Below are 19,020 nucleotides of genomic sequence, written 5' to 3' on the forward strand. Positions count from 1 at the left end.
CGATCTCTCGTTAGCGGGAGGCGAATTCTACAGCGTTACACGCTGCTGTCAACACCTCTTTTTCTCCGCTTTCGACCGAGAAGATCGAAACGTTAATAGAGCCAAACAACACTGCCCTACCAACTCCTTCTGGGCTTCGATGAACTGAAGCAACTCGCTGTCGAATATTGCGTAACTCTTTGTTTACCAAGGAGTTTTCCGTTTCGACTGCGCCGGAAGTGGGGCGAATTATAGACAGATATAAAACGCCGTCAACACTTAATTTCAGGTTTATTCGGATTTGAGCGTAATACGCGCAAAAGCCTTCTTCCCAGCCTGGCAAACGTGGGTGGCGCCCAGCTCGTATATAAAGGTGCGATCTACAACCTCACCATCTATACGCACACCACCGGACCCCAACAGGTCGCGCGCAACCGCAGAGTTCTTCACCAAGCCCGCCTTATTAAGGACAGCCGCAATCGGCATTGCTTCAGCAGCCATCAATTCGATCTCCGGCAGATCATCGGGCAGCTCGCCATCTTTCATCCGGTTACCTGCCGCACGGTGAGCACTCGCCGCAGCCTCCTCACCATGGAAGCGCGCAACGATCTCTTCCGCCAGCTTGATCTTAACGTCACGCGGATTAGCACCCGCCTCAACCTCAGCGCGCAATGCGTTGATCTCGTCCATCGAACGGAAGCTCAACAGCTCGAAGTAACGCCACATCAACGCATCTGGAATCGAAACCAGCTTGCCGTACATCACACCCGGCGCTTCTTGGATACCCACGTAGTTACCCAGAGACTTGGACATCTTCTTGACGCCGTCCAACCCCTCCAGCAACGGCATAGTCAGAATGCACTGAGCCTCTTGCCCATACGCACGCTGCAGCTCGCGCCCCATCAGCAGGTTGAACTTCTGATCAGTACCACCCAGCTCAACATCCGCGCGCAACGCCACCGAGTCATACCCCTGAACCAGCGGGTAGAGAAACTCATGGATCGCAATCGGCTGATTGGTGGAGTAGCGCTTATCGAAATCATCACGCTCAAGCATGCGTGCTACGGTGTACTGAGAGGTCAGGCGAATGAAGTCCGCCGGCCCCATCTGGTCCATCCAGGTGGAGTTGAACGCCACTTCGGTTTTGGCCGGGTCGAGAATCTTGAACACCTGGGTCTTGTAGGTCTCGGCATTGTCGAGAACCTGTTCACGGGTCAGCGGCGGACGCGTCGCGCTTTTGCCGCTTGGATCACCGATCATCCCGGTGAAGTCACCTATAAGGAAGATGACCTGATGCCCCAGTTCCTGGAACTGACGCAGCTTATTAATAAGCACGGTATGGCCCAGGTGCAGATCCGGCGCGGTCGGATCGAAGCCAGCCTTAATACGCAGGGGTTGGCCACGCTTGAGCTTTTCGATCAGCTCGGCCTCGACCAACAGTTCTTCCGCACCACGTTTTATCAGCGCTAGCTGCTCTTCAACCGACTTCATAACAGACCCGCAAGGCTCAGATTCAAAAGGGAACCAACCATACAAGATCAGGGACTAATTACAAGTTTTGCCCTGCGCACGGACACCGTTCAGCAAGCCCAGCGTTCGCGAGCTTGCGCCACAGATGATTTGGTTATATTTTATACAGTTATTTCATCTTCATCATGTCATTCATCTTTTCCACCTCATCTTCAAAGTCAAAATTACTTATGACCACAGACCCGTCTAAAGCGCCGCCGCTTTACCCGAAGACCCACCTGCTCGCAGCAAGTGGTATCGCCGCCCTTCTCAGCCTGGCACTCCTGGTATTCCCTTCCAGTGACGTAGAAGCCAAACGAACATCCCTGAGCCTTGACCTGGAAAGTCCAGCTGAACAACTGACACAAGATCAAGACGCTGCCGACGCGCAACAAGCCACAAATGCACCCGTTGAATCGCCGTTCGCACAGATCGAAAGCACGCCCGAGGACAATCAGGAGCAGCCTGCGGCAGTCGCGACCAAAAACCCCCTGCACCGCGAAGTGATCGTGGCCAAAGGCGACACGCTCTCAACGTTGTTCGAGAAGGTTGGCCTACCCGCTGCTACCGTTAATGAGGTGCTGGCCAGCGATAAACAAGCCAAGCAGTTCACTCAGCTCAAACATGGTCAAAAGCTTGAGTTTGAATTGACGCCCAACGGCCAGCTGAACTGGCTGCACACCAGTGTCAGCGACCTCGAAAGCATTACCCTCACCAAAAGCGCCAAAGGCTTTGCCTTCAACCGCATCACCACCAAGCCGGTAATGCGCTCCGCCTACGTACACGGCGTGATCAACAGTTCGCTGTCGCAATCCGCCGCCCGCGCCGGCTTATCCCACAGCATGACCATGGACATGGCCCGTGTGTTTGGCTACGACATCGACTTCGCCCAGGACATTCGCCAGGGTGACGAATTCGACGTGATCTACGAGCAGAAAGTCGCCAACGGCAAAGTCGTCGGCACCGGCAATATCCTTTCCGCGCGTTTCACCAACCGTGGCAAAACTTACACCGCCGTTCGCTACACCAACAAACAAGGCAGTAGCAGCTACTACACGGCTGATGGCAACAGCATGCGCAAGGCGTTCATCCGCACCCCGGTGGACTTCGCACGCATCAGCTCGCGCTTCTCGATGGGCCGCAAACATCCAATCCTGAACAAGATCCGCGCCCACAAAGGCGTGGACTATGCCGCCCCGCGCGGCACGCCAATCAAAGCAGCCGGTGATGGCAAGGTTCTGCTCGCAGGACGTCGCGGCGGCTATGGCAATACCGTGATCATCCAGCACGGCAACACGTACCGCACGCTGTATGGCCACATGCAAGGCTTCGCCAAAGGCGTTTCGACTGGCAGCAACGTCAAGCAAGGCCAGGTAATCGGCTATATCGGCACCACCGGCCTGTCCACCGGCCCGCACTTACACTATGAGTTCCAAGTGAACGGCGTCCATGTCGATCCACTCGGCCAGAAGCTGCCTATGGCCGACCCGATCGCCAAAGCCGAGCGCGCACGCTTCCTGCAGCAAAGCCAGCCATTAATGGCACGCATGGACCAGGAGCGCTCTACCCTGCTGGCCTCGGCGAAGCGTTAAGGTATGCCGCTCTATATAGGTGTGATGTCCGGGACCAGCCTTGATGGCCTGGACATCGCCCTGATCGAACAAGACCCGGCGATCAACCTGATCGCCACGCACTACATCCCGATGCCCGAGACCCTGCGCGCCGAACTGCTAAGCCTATGCGCCAGCGGCCCGGACGAGATCGCCCGGTCATGCGTGGCCCAGCAACACTGGGTGACGCTCGCCGCCCAGGGCGTTCATGCCTTACTGCAACAGCAGAACCTTACACCCCAAGACATTCGCGCCATTGGCAGCCACGGGCAGACCATCCGCCACGAACCTGCCCGAGGCTTTACCGTACAGATCGGTAACCCCGCACTGCTCACCGAGCTGACCAGCATCAGCGTGGTCAGCGACTTCCGCAGCCGCGACGTTGCTGCCGGTGGCCAGGGCGCCCCGCTAGTACCTGCCTTTCATGAAGCGCTGTTCGGTGAGCATACCGGCAACCGTGCCGTATTAAACGTCGGCGGGTTCAGCAACCTCAGCCTGATCGAGACCGGCAAACCGGTCGCCGGCTTCGACTGCGGCCCCGGCAACGTCTTGTTGGATGCGTGGATTCACCAGCAGCGCGGCGAACACTTTGATCGTGACGGCCAGTGGGCCGCCAGTGGCAGGGTCGAACCTGAGCTACTCAACAGCCTGCTCAGCGATCCCTTCTTCCAGACTAAAGGCCCGAAAAGCACCGGGCGTGAAGTCTTCAACCTGGGATGGCTGCAACAACACCTCGGCAAGCTACCTGCATTCCAACCCCAGGACGTACAGGCGACCCTGCTTGAGTTGACGGCATTGACCATTGTTGAGTCTCTGCAGACCGCGCAATCGGAGACTGAAACGCTGCTGATCTGTGGCGGCGGCGCGCATAACACCACACTGATGAGCCGTCTGGCGGCACTGCTGCCGTCCACCCAGGTCAGCAGCACGGCAACTTACGGTGTCGCCCCCGACTGGGTCGAAGCCATGGCCTTCGCCTGGCTGGCCCATTGTTGCCTCGAAGGCATTGCCGCCAACCGCCCCAGCGTCACCGGCGCACGCGGGCTGCGAGTACTGGGCGCGATCTACCCGGCTTGAACCCCAGACAGCAAAACGCCGCTTGGCCTATCAAAGCCAAGCGGCGTTTTTGTATCCGCTGTCGATCAGATCGAGAACGAAGACCCGCAACCACATGTCGTGGTGGCATTAGGGTTCTTGATCACGAAACGCGAACCCTCCAAACCTTCCTGGTAATCCACCTCGGCACCTGCCAGGTATTGGAAGCTCATCGGGTCCACGACCAGGCTGACGCCCTCGCGCTCGACGATGGTGTCGTCATCGGCCACATCTTCATCGAAGGTAAAACCGTACTGAAACCCTGAACAACCGCCGCCCGTAACAAATACGCGCAGCTTCAAGCGATCATTACCCTCTTCATCGACCAGGCTCTTCACCTTGTGCGCAGCACCGTGGGTGAATTGCAAAGCCGTGGGGGTGAAGGACTCAACGCTCATGCTGATAATCTCCCGGCGTACCGCCGCCATATGCGTAATGACGGGCATTATCCGCTTCTCCTAGAAAAGCGGTCAACTATTGTTACGGTATATCAATCTGCGCTGCCGCCCTTAAAAACACAAAAGGCCCGATCAGCGGGCCTTTTGTAAGCAGTCGCTGAGCCTTACGGCAACATGCCCGCGTGGGACAGGCCCAGCTTCTCATCCAGGCCGAACAGGATGTTCATGTTCTGCACGGCCTGGCCCGACGCGCCCTTGACCAGATTGTCGATCACCGACAACACCACCACCAGGTCGCCATCCTGCGGACGATGCACTGCAATCCGGCACACGTTGGCACCGCGCACGCTGCGGGTTTCCGGGTGGCTGCCGGCAGGCATCACATCGACGAACGGTTCGTTGGCGTAGCGTTTTTCAAACAAGACTTGCAAGTCTACCGAGCGATCGACAACGGTTGCGTACAACGTGGAGTGAATGCCACGGATCATCGGCGTCAGGTGCGGCACGAAGGTCAAGCCCACGTCTTTACCGGCGGCGCGGCGCAGCCCCTGGCGGATCTCCGGCAAGTGACGATGCCCTTTTACCGCATAGGCCTTCATGCTTTCCGACGTCTCGGAGTACAACGAACCCACCGCCGCGCCGCGACCGGCGCCGCTGACGCCGGACTTGCAGTCCGCGATCAGGCGCGAAGTGTCCGCCAACCCTGCTTCCAGCAATGGCAGGAAACCCAACTGCGTCGCCGTCGGATAGCAACCCGGCACGGCGATCAGCCGCGCGTGCTTGATCTGCTCGCGATTGACTTCCGGCAGGCCGTATACCGCCTCGTCCAACAACTCAGGCGCGCCATGTGGCTGGCCGTACCACTTGGCCCACTCATCAGCATCCTGCAAGCGGAAGTCGGCCGACAGGTCGATGACCTTGGTGCCCGCCGCCAACAGTTCGCCAGCCAATGCGTGTGCAACACCGTGAGGCGTGGCAAAGAACACCACGTCACAGGCGCCAAGGGTCTTGATGTCCGGCACGCTGAACGCCAGGCCGTCATAGTGGCCTCGCAGGTTCGGGTACATATCGGCCACGGCCAGCCCGGCCTCGGATCGGGAAGTGATGACCACCACCTCAGCTTGCGGATGCTGAGCCAACAGACGCAGCAATTCGACACCGGTGTAACCCGTGCCGCCGACGATACCGACCTTGACCATAAACCTGCCCTCAACGAACCCACTGGAAAGCCGTCGATAATAGGGGCCGTATCGTCCTGCGACAACCGCCAACGTGACGTACGGGCGCATGAGCCACTACTATCGTCAGTTACCGTGAACCTGGGAATAATTAGAAATGCTCTATCTATGGATCAAAGCCTTCCACATCGTCAGCGTCGTCTGCTGGTTTGCCGCGCTGTTCTACCTGCCACGCCTGTTCGTCTACCACGCGCAAAGTGAGGACACCGTCAGCAAAGATCGCTTCTGCATCATGGAGCGCAAGCTCTATCGCGGCATCATGGGCCCGGCGATGATCGCCACCCTGATATTCGGCGGCTGGCTGATCTACCTCAACCCTGCCATCTTTCAATCCGGCGCCTGGATCCACGCCAAGCTCACACTGGTCGTGCTTCTGATCGGTTACCACCATATGTGCGGCGCACAGGTAAAACGCTTCGCCCGTGGCGAAAACACCCGCAGCCATGTCTTTTATCGCTGGTTCAATGAAGTGCCGGTTCTAATATTGCTGGCTATCGTAATTTTGGTCGTGGTCAAACCGTTTTAACTTCAATCACTCGGGGTACCTCCAATGTCGCTGCCCGCTTTGCTTGAACAACGTCTGCGTCTGCCCGTGGTGGCTGCGCCAATGTTCCTGATTTCCAATCCGCAACTGGTGCTGGCCTGCTGCCGCAATGGCGTGGTAGGGAGTTTCCCGGCGCTCAACCAGCGCGAAAGCAGCGGCTTCAAAGCCTGGCTGGAAGAGATCGAAGCGGGCCTCGCACAACTGGACAACCCCGCGCCCTATGCCGTTAACCTGATCGTGCACAACAGCAACCCGCGCCTGGAAGCCGACCTGGCGATATGCGTCGAGCACAAGGTGCCGATCGTGATCACCAGCCTGGGGGCGGTGAAGGAACTGGTCGATGCCGTGCACAGCTATGGCGGCCTGGTGTTCCACGATGTCACCACCCGGCGCCATGCCGAGAAAGCTGCAGAAGCGGGTGTTGACGGCCTGATTGCCGTGGCGGCAGGCGCCGGGGGCCATGCCGGCACTTGGAGCCCGTTCGCACTGATTGCCGAGATTCGCCAGTTCTTCGACAAGACCCTGCTGCTGGCTGGCTGTCTCAACCATGGCCACGAGATCCTCGCCGCCCAGTTGCTGGGCGCAGACCTCGCCTATTTCGGCACGCGCTTTATCGGCACCACGGAAAGCCACGCCCCGGATGCGTATAAAGAGATGCTGCTCACATCGCGCGCTGCCGACATCGTGCACACTCCCGCAGTCTCCGGCGTACCCGCCAGCTTTATGCGTCAGAGCCTGGAAAACGCCGGTTTCGACCTTGCCGCCCTACAGGGCAAAGGTGAAGTCAACTTCGGCTCCAAGCTCAAGCCGTTGAGCGACGAGGCCAAGGCCTGGAAAACGGTATGGTCAGCCGGCCAAGGCGTCGGTGAGATTGATGATTTGCCAGGCGTCGATGAACTGATTGCACGCCTGGATGCCGAATATCGCAAAGCGCGCGAGCAGGCTGTCCAGTTACAATGGCCACGCTGACAACCGCCGGGTTTGCTGATTGAAGCCCACCTGCCCCCTTCCTGATTAAGTGACAAGGATGCCCGCATGAGCGACAACCGTTTCAAGATAGTGTTCGACGGAGCCTTGCTCCCGGGTGTCGAAAGCACCACTGCCAAATTGAACCTCGCCGAGCTGTTCAAGAGCGATGTGCAAGCCATCGAAAAACTCTTCACCGGCCGCCCGGTTGCGCTCAAGCGTGACCTGTCGCATTCCGATGCCGAAACCTACCTCATCGCGCTGAAAAACGCCGGTGTCGATGCACGCATCGAGCCTGAGCAACCCGTGGCCTTCAGCCTGGCCGAAGCGCACGAGACCGATTCCGGCGGCTCCGACTTCTCGCGCCCCGCTGCTTCGCCCTACGCACCGCCGCGTGCTGCCGTGGGTGAACACACTGCAGAGTTCACAACGCTCAAGGTATTCACCATCCACGGACGCATCGGTCGCCTGCGTTATCTGGCCTGGACGCTGGTATTGACCCTCGCATTGCTGGTCGCAGGGGGCATCATCAGCACGGCGAGCTTCGCCGTGGCAACCGCCTCGCCGACGGCGGGCACGATTCTAGGGGTGCTGCTGGGGCTCGCGCTGTTCGTCGCACTCGTTTGGGTCAGCGTACAAATCGGCGTACAGCGACTGCACGACCTCGGCTGGTCAGGCTGGCTGTACTTTCTGAACCTGGTGCCAGTCGTAAACAGCATCTTCCCACTTCTGCTGCTGGTGCTGCCGGGTAACACCGGCGCCAATCAGTACGGCCCGCCGCCACCGCGCAACTCCACAGCGGTAAAAGTGTTGGCCACGCTGTGGCTGGCATTCATTCCGGTGATGCTCGCCATCGTGGTCACACTCGGTATGAACGGCTACTTGAATCAGCTCGAAGCCAACATGGACAGCAGTTACGAAAGCAGCTCGATCACCTCCGATGACGCCACCGATCAAAGCGTCACCGTTGATGAAGAAGAAGCCGCGCAAAGTGCTGACGACACGGCCGAACCTGTAGACTCTCCAGAACAGTGAAGAAACGCCCGCCGCCTGTGATACCTCTGTCACAGGCCTGGCGGCGTTGCGATGGAGAAAGGCATGACCCGTTACGCTCTGATCACCGGTGCCTCCAGCGGCATCGGCCTGGCCTTGGCCGAAGCACTGGCGCGTCGTGGCCGCAGCTTGATTCTGGTGGCCCGCCAGCGTGATCAGTTGGAAAGCATTGCAATCGAATTGACTCAACGCTTCGGCGTCGAGGTGCTGTTTCGAGCCTGCGACCTGGGCGAGCCATTGCGCTTGTCCGGTTTTTTGCTGGAGCTTGAAGAGGGTGAGCGGCAGATCGATCTGCTGGTCAACTGCGCCGGCATCGGCACCAGTGGGCCATTCTTGGCCCAGGACTGGATGACCGAACAAGACCTGATCGAAGTCAACATCCTCGCCCTGACCCGCATGTGCCATGCCTTGGGCAATGCCATGGCGTTGCAAGGTGGCGGGCAGATTCTCAACGTTGCCTCGGTGGCCGCCTTTCAACCGGGCCCCTGGATGAGCAGCTACTACGCCAGCAAGGCCTATGTGTTGCACTTCTCCGAAGGCCTGCGCGAAGAATTGAAGACCTGTGGCATCAAGGTTTCAGTGCTGTGCCCTGGCCCTACGCGGACTGCGTTCTTCGGCACCGCGCAGATGGACACCGCCAAGTTAGCTCGCAGCGGACAACTGATGAGCCCGGAAGAGGTCGCGCTCCACACCGTGCGCGCGTTGGAAAAAAACAAAGCCATCATCATTCCTGGGCGACGTAACCGCTGGCTGTCATTCAGCCCGCGTTTCAGTCCACGCTGGCTGACGCGCAAGATCGCCGGTGCCATCAACAAGGCCTATTGCCCTCGCTGACGGCCTGGGTACACTCCTCTTGCACTTTCACCATGGAGAAACAGCTGTGGATACTCTGTTCACCAAGATCATCAACAGGGAAATACCGGCGAAGATCATCTACGAAGATGACCAGGTCCTCGCGTTCCACGATATTGCCCCTATGGCACCCGTGCATTTTCTGGTCATTCCAAAAAAGCCGATTCGCACACTCAACGACCTCACCGAAGAAGACAAGGCCCTGGCCGGCCATATTCTGTTCACCGCTCAGCGGCTGGCAGTGGAACAAGGCTGCGAGAAAGGTTTTCGCGTCGTAATGAACTGCAATGAAGAAGGCGGCCAGACCGTTTATCACATTCATATGCACGTGCTGGGTCAGCGCCAGATGAACTGGCCACCGGGCTGATCTGCCTTGCTGCATGGGTCGTGGCCCCAGGCTGCGACGCCATGCCCTTGACTCAGCGCAAACGCTTTGCCCTCTCTTGCGGTAAACTGGCCGCCGAGATTCTTCCCGGAGGTCAGCATGACTACCCAACGTCACTACTCGCCGATTGACCGTCTGTTGCTGCAGGCCGACATGGCCATGCGCACACTGTTGCCGTTCAGCGGCCAACCGTACCGCCCATCGCCTGCGATCGTGCAACCGGACGCAACGATGAGCGAGACCGACACCCGCCACGTCGCTGGCCTGATGCGCATCAACCATACCGGGGAAGTCTGTGCCCAGGCGTTGTACCAAGGCCAGGCGCTGACTGCAAAGCTGCCGCAAGTACGCGCAGCGATGGAACATGCCGCCGAGGAAGAAATCGATCACCTGGCTTGGTGCGAGCAACGCATTCGCCAACTGGGCAGCCATCCCAGTGTGCTGAACCCACTGTTTTACGGTTTGTCGTTCGGTATCGGTGCGGCTGCCGGCTTGATCAGCGACAAGGTCAGCCTCGGGTTTGTCGCCGCGACGGAACATCAGGTGTGCAAACACCTGGATGAACACCTGGAGCAACTGCCGGCCGAAGACGAGAAGTCCCGTGCGATTCTGGAGCAGATGCGCATTGATGAAGAACACCACGCAGACAGTGCACTGGATGCGGGCGGTTTCCGCTTCCCGGCACCGGTCAGGTTTGGCATGAGCGTGCTGGCCAAGGTTATGACTAAAAGCACCTATCGAATCTAAGTGCGTCGAATCTAAGCGCATCAAAATTGATCCACAAAAAAGGGCGCTATCGAAGCGCCCTTTTCTTTTGCCGTGTGTCTCAACCCAACTCAATAATCTCGTAATCATGAGTGATAGCCACACCGGCCGCGCCGAGCATGATTGACGCCGAGCAATACTTCTCGGCCGACAGCTCGATGGCGCGTTTGACCTGGGCTTCCTTCAGCGCCCGCCCCTTCACCACGAAATGCATGTGGATCTTGGTAAACACCTTGGGGTCTTCAGTGGCGCGCTCGGCTTCCAGGAAGGCTTCGCAGCTTTCAACAGCCTGACGGGATTTTTTAAGGATGCTGACCACATCGAAATTGCTGCAACCGCCAACACCCAGCAGGAGCATTTCCATCGGGCGTACGCCCAGGTTACGGCCACCGGCTTCCGGGGGCCCGTCCATGACCACGACATGGCCACTGCCCGATTCACCGAGGAACATGGCCTCGCCCGCCCATTGGATGCGTGCCTTCATCGCCCAGACTCCACTGCTAAAAAAGGGTCGCCAGCTTAGCACAGCGCCTGGAAACAGCAGCTTTGTTCCTTAAAACGATCAATGACAGCGTTTGCCCGGTAAATTCCTTAATCGGGGCAGAATGTGTCTGGTAAGCTGGCGCCAATTCAATGGCGCATTGCCATCCTTTGTACAGCGTGCATCAAAGCCGACGCCGCTGGATAAAAATAAATCCAACCACACCGTGCAGTCTTTTCGGGATACAACCATGGTTGCTCTTACTCCCACACCCAAGATCAAGAACCTCGACAAGCTGTTGATGCACTGCCAGCGCCGGCGTTATCCGGCCAAGCACAACATCATCTGCGCGGGCGAACGCTCCGAAACGCTGTTCTTTATCATCAAGGGCTCGGTCACCATCCTGATTGAGGATGAAGACGGCCGCGAAATGATCATCGCGTATTTGAATACCGGTGATTTCTTCGGCGAGCTGGGGCTATTTGAACAGGCCGGCAAAGAGCAGGAACGTAGCGCCTGGGTGCGGGCCAAGGTTGAATGCGAAGTCGCCGAAATCAGTTACGCGAAGTTTCGCGAATTAGCCCAGCATGATCCCGACATCCTTTACGCCCTGAGCGGTCAGATTGCCCAGCGACTGCGCGACACCACACGCAAAGTCGGCGACCTGGCGTTCTTTGACGTCACCGGGCGAGTAGCCCGCTGCCTGCTGGAGCTGTGCAAACAGCCTGACGCCATGACCCACCCGGATGGCATGCAGATCAAAGTCACACGCCAGGAAATCGGACGCATTGTCGGCTGCTCACGGGAAATGGTCGGTCGCGTGCTCAAAGACCTGGAAGAACGCAACCTGGTGCACGTCAAAGGCAAAACGATGGTGGTGTTCGGGACGCGTTAACGCGGCAGGAGCCCGGCCAGCATCTGCCGGTACAACGTATCCAGCCGGCTGATCGCATCCGGTGCGGGGAAGGCTTCGTGCAACGCGATATGGCTGTCGGCACGTACCCGCTGGTCAAGGCCGCAGGCTTCATTGAAGCGGTTGACTGCCGCAATCAACTCCTCGCGGTCGTTATCCAGCAGCAAAGCACCGTGCACCAAGCCCACCGGGCGGCCACCGCTCTGCCGCCAGCGCTGGGCAGTGCCCACCATCTTGCGACCGTTGAGGTTGACGTTATAGCGACCGTCGCAGAACGCACCGTCGATTTCACCGACGGATGCATCGCCACCCAGTTCGATCAACAAGTCGCAAATCGGCTGGCACAAGCGTTGGTAACCGGTTTCGATGCGCCCCTGATCGCCTTCGCTGCGCGGCGGCGCGTAAACCAAGGCGATATTGACGGTAGCGGCAGACTGCGGCACCGGCTCACCGCCGGTTTCCCGTAGCACTACCGGCCAACCGGAATCGGCTGATACTTGGCTGGCGGCGTCGAACGCCGGCAAGCGGCTCAAGCGGCGCGGCATCACCAATGCTTGATCACTGGGCTGCCAGAACAGCAGTCCAAATGCCTGCTCACCGGCGCAAACGGCCGCCAGCAGGTGTTGCTCGGCGGCGAGGCCTGCTTCGACGGTCATCGCGACTGGCTTAATCATTGCGCCATCCTCACTGCGCAAACCCATTCCAAATGTGGGAGCCGGCAAGTGTGGGAGCCGGGCTTGCCTGCTCCCACACGAGCCCGCTGCCACATTGACTGTGTTTCAAATCAATCCAGCGTCGAGCCGCTGACCGCCACACCGCGCTCCGGGAAGAACAGACGCTGCAGTTCCGCGCCCGGGTTCTCGGCGCGCATGAAGGTCTCGCCGACCAGGAACGAGTACACACCGCTGATTTCCATCAGTTCAACATCTGCGCGGTTGACGATGCCGCTCTCGGTAATCACCAAACGGTCGCGTGGAATGCGCGGCAACAAGTCGAGCGTGTTTTCCAGGCTGACCTCAAACGTGTGCAGGTTACGGTTGTTGACCCCCACCAGCGGTGTGTCGAGGGTTTTCAGTGCCCGCTCCAGCTCATCGCCGTCGTGGACTTCCACCAGCACATCCAGGCCAACGCTTTTGGCCACGGCCGCAAGTTCAGCCATCTTCACGTCATCCAATGCGGAGACGATCAGCAACACGCAATCGGCGCCCAGGGCACGGGCTTCGACGATTTGATACGGGTCAACCATGAAGTCCTTGCGGATCACCGGCAACTTGCACGCAGTGCGGGCCTGTTGCAGGAACAGGTCGCAACCCTGGAAGAAGTCGATATCGGTCAGTACCGACAGACAGGTTGCGCCGCCCTTCTCATAGCTCACCGCGATGTCGGCCGGCACGAAGTGCTCACGGATCACGCCTTTGCTCGGCGAGGCCTTCTTGACCTCGGCGATCACCGCCGGCTGCTTCAGCTTGGCCTGGGCAATCAAGGCATTGGCGAAACCACGCGGCGCATCGGCAATCTTCGCCTGGGCTTCCAACTCGGCCAGGCTGACACGGGCGCGGCGCTCAGCAACTTCTTCTGCCTTGCGGGCCAGGATCTTTTCCAGAACGGTCGGCACACTCATCCTTCATTCTCCATCTTGAACACTGCAGTAAAGGCACCCAGTTCTTCGAGCTTCTCGCGAGCGAGCCCGGTGTGCAATGCATCATGTGCGAGGGCAACGCCCTCTTTAAGACTGTAGGCGTGATCGGCGGCATACAGTGCCGCACCGGCATTCAGTACGATCATTTCGGCCGCTTTCTGGCCGTTTTCTGTTTTGCGACGCCCCAAAGCATCACGAATCAGCTCCAGCGAGGCCGCCGGGCTTTCCACCGACAGGCCATGCAAACTCTGGCTTTTCATGCCGAGGTCTTCGGGCTCAACCCAATACTCAGTGACTTGGTCGTTCTTCAGCTCCGCCACAAAGGTCGGCGCCGCCAGGCTGAATTCGTCCAGGCCGTCTTTGGAATGCACCACCAGCACATGCTTGCTGCCCAGCCTTTGCAAGACTTCGGCCAGCGGGCGGCACAGCGCCTGGCTGAACACGCCGACTACCTGATGCTTCACACCGGCCGGATTCGTAAGCGGGCCGAGCATGTTGAACAAGGTGCGCAGGCCGAGGTCCTTGCGCGGGCCAGCGGCGTGTTTCATCGCGCCGTGGTGGGACTGGGCAAACATAAAGCCAATGCCGACGCTGTCGATGCAGCGCGCCACTTGTACCGGCGTCAGGTTCAGGTAGATGCCGGCCGCTTCCAGCAAATCGGCGCTGCCGCTTTTGCCGGAGACCGCACGGTTACCGTGCTTGGCCACAGTGCAACCGGCCGCCGCGACCACAAAGGAGGACGCCGTCGACACGTTAAAGATATTTGCACCGTCACCGCCGGTGCCGACCACATCGACCACACCGTCGAGGGTCTTGAGTTCGACCTTGTCGGCCAGCTCACGCATGACCGACACGGCACCGACGATTTCGTCGATGCTTTCGCTCTTCATGCGCATTGCCATCATGAACGCGCCAATCTGCGCGTCGGTGCATTGACCAGTCATGATTTCGCGCATCACATCGCTCATTTCAGCGGTGCTCAGGTCCAGGTGGCCGACGATACGGCCCAGGGCAGTCTTGATATCCATGGAAAGTCCTTAGCGCGTGCCGCCGCTCTGCTTGAGAAAGTTAGCGAACAGCTCGTAGCCCTGCTCGGTCAGGATCGACTCGGGGTGAAATTGCACCCCTTCGATATTCAGTGTTTTGTGGCGCAGGCCCATGATCTCATCGACCGAGCCATCTTCCAGTTGGGTCCAGGCCGTCAGCTCAAGGCACTCGGGTAAGGTCTCACGCTTGACCACCAGCGAGTGGTAGCGGGTTACCGTCACCGGCAGGTTCAGACCGTGGAACACGCCCAAGTCTGTGTGGAACACCGGACTGGTCTTGCCATGCATCACCTGGCGTGCGCGCACCACGTCACCGCCAAAGGCTTGGCCGATGGATTGGTGGCCCAGGCACACGCCCAGGATCGGCAACTTGCCGGCGAAATACTTGATCGCTTCCAGGGACACGCCAGCTTCGGTGGGCGTGCAAGGGCCAGGCGAAACCACGATGCGCTCCGGGTTCAGGGCGGCGATTTCGGCGACTGTCAGTTCATCGTTGCGCACCACCTTGACCTCGGCACCGAGTTCACCCAGGTACTGCACAACGTTGTAGGTAAAAGAGTCGTAGTTATCAATCATCAGCAACATGTGGGTTCAAACCTCTTGAATTCACTGATTTCAAATGACCGCCTTCCAAGCGTGTGACCCGCTGCCAGACGCACGTTCCGGTTGCCAGGGTTAGCCGGCAAGGGGCGTCAAATAACGGGTGAAGAAGGCAAATCGGTACAGGTCCGGCCAGGCCGGCAGAGAAAAATGTCAGGCGCGCCAACGCCAACGGGCGTGTGCCTTGACTACTCGCATCAAGAGTTTGCTGATGATCAACACGGGGAGGGTCTCATTCATACGTTCAGGCACAGTAACGTAGCCTCGCCAGCGGTGCAATATGGAGCAGCGAAAGCGGGAACATCGCGACGGAATCTTTATAGGAAAAAACTGTTTTCTTCGCCGAATTCGCGCAATACATTGCTAGTGTTTCGTGTCCGATACAAAAACAACTAAATGGAATTTCGCATGCTCAGACCACCGTTTTTCGCGCCCCTGGCCGCCGGCCTTCTGTCACTGGCCTGCGCACAGGCATTTGCAGCCTCTTCGCCGTACTCAACCCTGGTGGTTTTTGGCGACAGTCTGGCCGACGCCGGCCAATTCCCGGATGGCTCGAATGGCGCCACCCTGCGCTTTACCAATCGCACCGGCCCCACGTTCCAGGGCGACTATGGGCTGGTGTCTTCGACCTTGCTGGGCTCCAAACTCGGTGTAGCGCCAAACGACCTTAACGCCTCCACCTCGCCGGTTCGCGCGGCCCAAGGTTTACCTGACGGCAACAACTGGGCTGTCGGCGGTTACCGTACCGACAACATCCTGGACTCTATCACCTCGGTCTCCGATGCGGCGATCCCACCTGGCAACCCCGGTGGCGGCACTGTGCTGCGCAGTCGCCAGGGTTATCTTGCGGCAAACGGCGGGCGGGCCGACCCCAATGCGCTGTACTTCCTGTCCGGTGGCGGCAATGACTTCCTGCAAGGGCGCGTGCTCAGCCCCGGCCAAGCCGTTGCCGCCGGCGGACGCCTGGCTGACAGCGCCCAAGTGCTACAACAAGCCGGCGCGCGCTACATCATGGTGTGGATGCTGCCCGACTTGGGCCTGACTCCCGCGATTAACGGCACGCCACTGCAGGCGTCGAGTTCGGCCCTGAGTACTGTTTTCAACCAATCACTGGTGCAGCGCCTGTCACAGATCGATGCACAGATCATTCCGTTGAATATCCCGCTGCTGTTGAAGGAAACCTTCGCCGACCCGGCGCGCTTTGGTCTGGCCACCGGCCAGAACCTTACCGGCACCTGTTTCAGCGGTAACAGCTGCACGGCCAACCCGACCTACGGCATTGGTGGCACTAACCCGGACCCGACCAAGCTGATCTACAACGACTCGGTCCACCCGACCATCGCCGGGCAACGGTTGATCGCCGACTACGCCTATTCACTGCTCGCGGCGCCATGGGAACTGACTTTGCTGCCGGAGATGGCCCAAGGCACCTTGCGCGCCCATCAAGATGAACTGCGCAACCAGTGGCAGACGGACAACGGTAAATGGCAAGCCGTCGGCCAATGGCGCGCCATTGTCGCCGGTGGTGGTCAGCATCTGGATTTCGATGACCAACGTAGCTCGGCCAGTGGCGACGGCAGTGGTTACAACCTGAATATCGGCGGCAGCTACCGGCTCGACGAAAACTGGCGCGTCGGCGTTGCAGCCGGCCTGTATCGCCAGACACTCGAAGCCGGCGCCAGCGATTCGGACTACAGGCTCAACAGCTACATGGGTAGCGCATTCGCGCAATACCAGCAAAATCACTGGTGGGCCGATGCCGCGCTGACCGGCGGCAAACTGGACTTCGACAGCCTCAAGCGTAAGTTCGCACTAGGCGTCAGCGAAGGCTCGGAAAAAGGCGACACCGATGGCTGGCTGTGGGCCTTGAGCGGCCGAGTAGGCTATGACATCGCCGGCGCCGGCAGCGACTGGCATCTGTCACCGTTCATCAGCGCCGACTATGCGCGGGTCGAAGTGAACGGCTACTCGGAAAAAGACAACCGCTCGACCGCGCTGACGTTTGATGATCAGCAACGCGACTCCAAGCGTCTTGGTGCTGGCTTGCAGGGCAGCTACCGTGTCACGCCGCAAACTCAAGTATTTGGCGAAGTGGCCCACGAGCATGAGTTCGAAAACGACACGCAAAAGGTGAAGATGTCGCTCAACAGCGTGCCGGGTATCGACTTTAAACTGGACGGCTACACGCCCCGCAGCAATTCGGACCGTTTGAGTGTGGGCGTCGGCCACACACTGACTCAGGAACTGACGTTGCGGGCGGCGTATAACCTGAGGAAGGATGACAGCCTTACCCAGCAAGGGGTGAGTGTGGGGGTGAGTCTGGATTTCTGATGCGATCTTGAAACCTACACAACATAAATGTGGGAGCGGGCTTGCTCGCGAATGCAGTGTCCGTCACAGATGTTTGACTGAACCACCGCATTCGCGAGCAAGCCCGCTCCCACATTTTGATCTACATCTGATCTCAGTTTTGCGGAGTTTGCTCGGCCAACGCCACCGCACGGAACATCGCGCGGCGTTTGTTCAAGGTTTCTTCCCATTCCAGCGCTGGCACCGAGTCAGCCACAATCCCGCCACCGGCCTGCACATGCAGTTCGCCGTCCTTGATCACCGCAGTACGGATCGCAATCGCGGTGTCCATGTTGCCGTTCCAGGCGAAATACCCCACGGCACCGCCGTAGACGCCACGCTTGACCGGCTCCAACTCGTCGATGATTTCCATCGCGCGAATCTTCGGCGCGCCCGACAAGGTGCCCGCCGGCAGAATCGCCCGCAGTGCATCCATCGCGGTCAGACCGGCTTTCAGCTCGCCGGTGACTTTGGACACAATGTGCATCACGTTGGAATACCGCCCGATGACCATCTTCTCGGTGAGCTTCACCGAGCCGATTTCCGAAACGCGCCCGGTGTCGTTACGCCCCAGGTCGATGAGCATCAAGTGCTCGGCAATTTCCTTATCGTCGCTCAGCAGGTCTTCTTCCAGCGCCAAATCAGCTTCTTCGGTCGCGCCACGTGGGCGAGTACCGGCGATCGGGCGCACGGTGATCAGGTTGTCTTCGACCCGCACCAACACTTCAGGCGAACTGCCCACGACGTGGAAATCACCGAAGTTGAAGAAGTACATGTAGGGCGTAGGGTTGAAGCAACGCAACGCGCGGTACAGGTCAATCGGCGCAGCCTTGAAGTCGATGGACATGCGTTGCGACGGCACCACCTGCATGCAGTCACCCGCAAGGATGTATTCCTTGATGGTATCGACCGCACGCTCGTAGTCATCCTGGGTAAAGCTTGAACGAAAGATCGGGTCGGCGGCCGGAGGACGGCTGAGGTCCAGGCCACGGCGCGGGGTGATCGGCTGGCGCAGCTTTTCAAGCAGGGCTTCGAGGCTGGCCTGGCCTTGCTCGAAGGCATCGGCCTGGGCTGGGTCAGCGAGGACAATTGCATGCATCTTGCCGGCGAGGTTGTCGAACACCACCACCGCGTCAGAGACCATCAACAGAATGTCCGGCACGCCCAGCGGGTCCGGGTTCGGGCATTTGCCCAAGCGTTTTTCCACGTAGCGCACGCAGTCGTAGCCAAAATACCCCACTAGGCCACCGTTGAAGCGTGGCAGGCCAGCGATGGTCGGCACGTTGTAACGCGCTTTGAATGCCTCGACGAAGGCCAGCGGGTCTTCAACGTCGTGGCTTTCGATCTCGACGCCATCCAGCGTGATGCTCACATGATGATCATGCACGCGCATCACGGTACGACACGGCAGGCCGATGATCGAGTAACGGCCCCACTTCTCGCCGCCCTGTACCGATTCCAGCAAGTAGGAGTTGGGCTCGTCGGCCAGTTTCAAATAGATCGACAGCGGCGTATCAAAGTCGGCCAGGGTTTCGCAGGCCAACGGGATACGGTTATAGCCGGCAGCGGCCAAACGCAGGAATTCTTCGCGGTTCATG

At 59.1% G+C, this 19,020-nt stretch carries 19 protein-coding genes; 10 read left to right on the top strand and 9 right to left on the bottom strand.

Annotation, left to right across the window (positions count from 1 at the left end):
- Nucleotides 1-270 precede the first annotated feature (270 nt).
- Nucleotides 271-1,470: a tyrosine--tRNA ligase gene (gene tyrS, locus E0F99_RS10920; protein ID WP_083356516.1), complete on the bottom strand. Its 1,200-nt coding sequence runs from the start codon at nucleotides 1,468-1,470 to the stop codon at nucleotides 271-273.
- A gap of 209 nt (nucleotides 1,471-1,679) precedes the next feature.
- On the opposite strand from tyrS, the gene E0F99_RS10925 reads away from it, so the two are divergent.
- Nucleotides 1,680-3,080 carry a peptidoglycan DD-metalloendopeptidase family protein gene (locus E0F99_RS10925; protein ID WP_083356515.1) on the top strand — a complete coding sequence of 467 codons (1,401 nt, stop codon included), beginning with the start codon at nucleotides 1,680-1,682 and terminating at the stop codon, nucleotides 3,078-3,080.
- Nucleotides 3,081-3,083: 3 nt separating this feature from the next.
- A complete protein-coding gene (locus E0F99_RS10930) occupies nucleotides 3,084-4,175 on the top strand; it encodes an anhydro-N-acetylmuramic acid kinase (RefSeq protein ID WP_083356514.1) in 1,092 nt (363 codons plus the stop codon).
- A gap of 65 nt (nucleotides 4,176-4,240) precedes the next feature.
- On the opposite strand, the gene erpA is transcribed toward E0F99_RS10930, so the two are convergent.
- Nucleotides 4,241-4,591, bottom strand: a complete 351-nt coding sequence (gene erpA / locus E0F99_RS10935; protein ID WP_003176443.1) for an iron-sulfur cluster insertion protein ErpA — start codon at nucleotides 4,589-4,591, stop codon at nucleotides 4,241-4,243.
- 164 nt (nucleotides 4,592-4,755) lie between these two features.
- Nucleotides 4,756-5,790 carry an N-acetyl-gamma-glutamyl-phosphate reductase gene (gene argC / locus E0F99_RS10940; protein WP_083356513.1) on the bottom strand — a complete coding sequence of 345 codons (1,035 nt, stop codon included), beginning with the start codon at nucleotides 5,788-5,790 and terminating at the stop codon, nucleotides 4,756-4,758.
- 136 nt (nucleotides 5,791-5,926) lie between these two features.
- Here argC and hemJ point away from each other — a divergent pair, with 136 nt between their 5' ends.
- The 6 genes from hemJ to coq7 all read left to right on the top strand — a co-directional run bounded on the left by hemJ (nucleotide 5,927) and on the right by coq7 (nucleotide 10,376).
- Nucleotides 5,927-6,355 (top strand): protoporphyrinogen oxidase HemJ, encoded by a 429-nt coding sequence (gene hemJ, locus E0F99_RS10945; RefSeq protein WP_083356512.1) that lies wholly within the window; start codon nucleotides 5,927-5,929, stop codon nucleotides 6,353-6,355.
- Between the two features lie 24 nt (nucleotides 6,356-6,379).
- A complete protein-coding gene (locus E0F99_RS10950) occupies nucleotides 6,380-7,342 on the top strand; it encodes an NAD(P)H-dependent flavin oxidoreductase (RefSeq protein WP_083356511.1) in 963 nt (320 codons plus the stop codon).
- 66 nt (nucleotides 7,343-7,408) lie between these two features.
- On the top strand, nucleotides 7,409-8,374 hold the full coding sequence (locus E0F99_RS10955) for a DUF805 domain-containing protein (protein WP_083356510.1): 966 nt from the start codon (nucleotides 7,409-7,411) through the stop codon (nucleotides 8,372-8,374).
- Between the two features lie 63 nt (nucleotides 8,375-8,437).
- Complete coding sequence (locus E0F99_RS10960; protein WP_083356509.1) at nucleotides 8,438-9,226, top strand: SDR family NAD(P)-dependent oxidoreductase; 789 nt, start codon at nucleotides 8,438-8,440, stop codon at nucleotides 9,224-9,226.
- A gap of 46 nt (nucleotides 9,227-9,272) precedes the next feature.
- The gene (locus E0F99_RS10965; RefSeq protein WP_083356508.1) at nucleotides 9,273-9,611 is read left to right on the top strand and encodes a histidine triad nucleotide-binding protein; all 339 of its coding nucleotides are present in this window, start codon (nucleotides 9,273-9,275) and stop codon (nucleotides 9,609-9,611) included.
- Nucleotides 9,612-9,728: 117 nt separating this feature from the next.
- Entirely contained in the window at nucleotides 9,729-10,376 is a 648-nt protein-coding gene (gene coq7, locus E0F99_RS10970) for a 2-polyprenyl-3-methyl-6-methoxy-1,4-benzoquinone monooxygenase (protein ID WP_083356507.1), read from the top strand.
- A 79-nt stretch (nucleotides 10,377-10,455) separates the two neighbouring features.
- On the opposite strand, the gene E0F99_RS10975 is transcribed toward coq7, so the two are convergent.
- Nucleotides 10,456-10,878: an OsmC family protein gene (locus E0F99_RS10975; RefSeq protein WP_005792019.1), complete on the bottom strand. Its 423-nt coding sequence runs from the start codon at nucleotides 10,876-10,878 to the stop codon at nucleotides 10,456-10,458.
- 247 nt (nucleotides 10,879-11,125) lie between these two features.
- Here E0F99_RS10975 and crp point away from each other — a divergent pair, with 247 nt between their 5' ends.
- Nucleotides 11,126-11,770 (top strand): cAMP-activated global transcriptional regulator CRP, encoded by a 645-nt coding sequence (gene crp, locus E0F99_RS10980; RefSeq protein ID WP_083356506.1) that lies wholly within the window; start codon nucleotides 11,126-11,128, stop codon nucleotides 11,768-11,770.
- On the opposite strand, the gene E0F99_RS10985 is transcribed toward crp, so the two are convergent.
- From E0F99_RS10985 to E0F99_RS11000, 4 genes are all read right to left on the bottom strand, one after another.
- Nucleotides 11,767-12,462 (bottom strand): lipoate--protein ligase family protein, encoded by a 696-nt coding sequence (locus E0F99_RS10985; protein ID WP_083356505.1) that lies wholly within the window; start codon nucleotides 12,460-12,462, stop codon nucleotides 11,767-11,769. The genes crp and E0F99_RS10985 overlap by 4 nt on opposite strands.
- A gap of 110 nt (nucleotides 12,463-12,572) precedes the next feature.
- A complete protein-coding gene (gene trpC / locus E0F99_RS10990) occupies nucleotides 12,573-13,409 on the bottom strand; it encodes an indole-3-glycerol phosphate synthase TrpC (protein ID WP_083356504.1) in 837 nt (278 codons plus the stop codon).
- On the bottom strand, nucleotides 13,406-14,455 hold the full coding sequence (trpD, locus tag E0F99_RS10995; RefSeq protein ID WP_083356503.1) for an anthranilate phosphoribosyltransferase: 1,050 nt from the start codon (nucleotides 14,453-14,455) through the stop codon (nucleotides 13,406-13,408). The genes trpC and trpD overlap by 4 nt, the downstream gene beginning before the upstream one ends.
- Before the next feature lie 9 nt (nucleotides 14,456-14,464).
- The gene (locus tag E0F99_RS11000) at nucleotides 14,465-15,058 is read right to left on the bottom strand and encodes an aminodeoxychorismate/anthranilate synthase component II (RefSeq protein ID WP_083356502.1); all 594 of its coding nucleotides are present in this window, start codon (nucleotides 15,056-15,058) and stop codon (nucleotides 14,465-14,467) included.
- 423 nt (nucleotides 15,059-15,481) lie between these two features.
- Here E0F99_RS11000 and estP point away from each other — a divergent pair, with 423 nt between their 5' ends.
- Nucleotides 15,482-17,404: an esterase EstP gene (estP, locus tag E0F99_RS11005; RefSeq protein ID WP_083356501.1), complete on the top strand. Its 1,923-nt coding sequence runs from the start codon at nucleotides 15,482-15,484 to the stop codon at nucleotides 17,402-17,404.
- Nucleotides 17,405-17,537: 133 nt separating this feature from the next.
- Here the strand turns inward: estP and trpE are convergent, their stop codons facing one another.
- A complete protein-coding gene (gene trpE / locus E0F99_RS11010; RefSeq protein ID WP_130908763.1) occupies nucleotides 17,538-19,019 on the bottom strand; it encodes an anthranilate synthase component I in 1,482 nt (493 codons plus the stop codon).
- Nucleotide 19,020 lies beyond the last annotated feature (1 nt).

Source organism: Pseudomonas antarctica, from assembly GCF_900624995.1.
GTDB classification, from domain to species: domain Bacteria; phylum Pseudomonadota; class Gammaproteobacteria; order Pseudomonadales; family Pseudomonadaceae; genus Aquipseudomonas; species Aquipseudomonas antarctica.

Bases quoted from the DNA above. Each gene is read 5' to 3' on its own strand.
- E0F99_RS10955 (WP_083356510.1), top strand. From the start codon at position 7,409: ATGAGCGACAACCGTTTCAAGATAGTGTTCGACGGAGCCTTGCTCCCG.
- tyrS (WP_083356516.1), bottom strand. From the start codon at position 1,470: ATGAAGTCGGTTGAAGAGCAGCTAGCGCTGATAAAACGTGGTGCGGAA.
- hemJ (WP_083356512.1), top strand. From the start codon at position 5,927: ATGCTCTATCTATGGATCAAAGCCTTCCACATCGTCAGCGTCGTCTGC.
- estP (WP_083356501.1), top strand. From the start codon at position 15,482: ATGCTCAGACCACCGTTTTTCGCGCCCCTGGCCGCCGGCCTTCTGTCA.
- crp (WP_083356506.1), top strand. From the start codon at position 11,126: ATGGTTGCTCTTACTCCCACACCCAAGATCAAGAACCTCGACAAGCTG.
- E0F99_RS10985 (WP_083356505.1), bottom strand. From the start codon at position 12,462: ATGATTAAGCCAGTCGCGATGACCGTCGAAGCAGGCCTCGCCGCCGAG.
- trpE (WP_130908763.1), bottom strand. From the start codon at position 19,019: ATGAACCGCGAAGAATTCCTGCGTTTGGCCGCTGCCGGCTATAACCGT.
- E0F99_RS10975 (WP_005792019.1), bottom strand. From the start codon at position 10,878: ATGAAGGCACGCATCCAATGGGCGGGCGAGGCCATGTTCCTCGGTGAA.
- argC (WP_083356513.1), bottom strand. From the start codon at position 5,790: ATGGTCAAGGTCGGTATCGTCGGCGGCACGGGTTACACCGGTGTCGAA.
- coq7 (WP_083356507.1), top strand. From the start codon at position 9,729: ATGACTACCCAACGTCACTACTCGCCGATTGACCGTCTGTTGCTGCAG.
- E0F99_RS11000 (WP_083356502.1), bottom strand. From the start codon at position 15,058: ATGTTGCTGATGATTGATAACTACGACTCTTTTACCTACAACGTTGTG.
- trpC (WP_083356504.1), bottom strand. From the start codon at position 13,409: ATGAGTGTGCCGACCGTTCTGGAAAAGATCCTGGCCCGCAAGGCAGAA.
- E0F99_RS10925 (WP_083356515.1), top strand. From the start codon at position 1,680: ATGACCACAGACCCGTCTAAAGCGCCGCCGCTTTACCCGAAGACCCAC.
- erpA (WP_003176443.1), bottom strand. From the start codon at position 4,591: ATGAGCGTTGAGTCCTTCACCCCCACGGCTTTGCAATTCACCCACGGT.
- E0F99_RS10930 (WP_083356514.1), top strand. From the start codon at position 3,084: ATGCCGCTCTATATAGGTGTGATGTCCGGGACCAGCCTTGATGGCCTG.
- E0F99_RS10960 (WP_083356509.1), top strand. From the start codon at position 8,438: ATGACCCGTTACGCTCTGATCACCGGTGCCTCCAGCGGCATCGGCCTG.
- E0F99_RS10950 (WP_083356511.1), top strand. From the start codon at position 6,380: ATGTCGCTGCCCGCTTTGCTTGAACAACGTCTGCGTCTGCCCGTGGTG.
- trpD (WP_083356503.1), bottom strand. From the start codon at position 14,455: ATGGATATCAAGACTGCCCTGGGCCGTATCGTCGGCCACCTGGACCTG.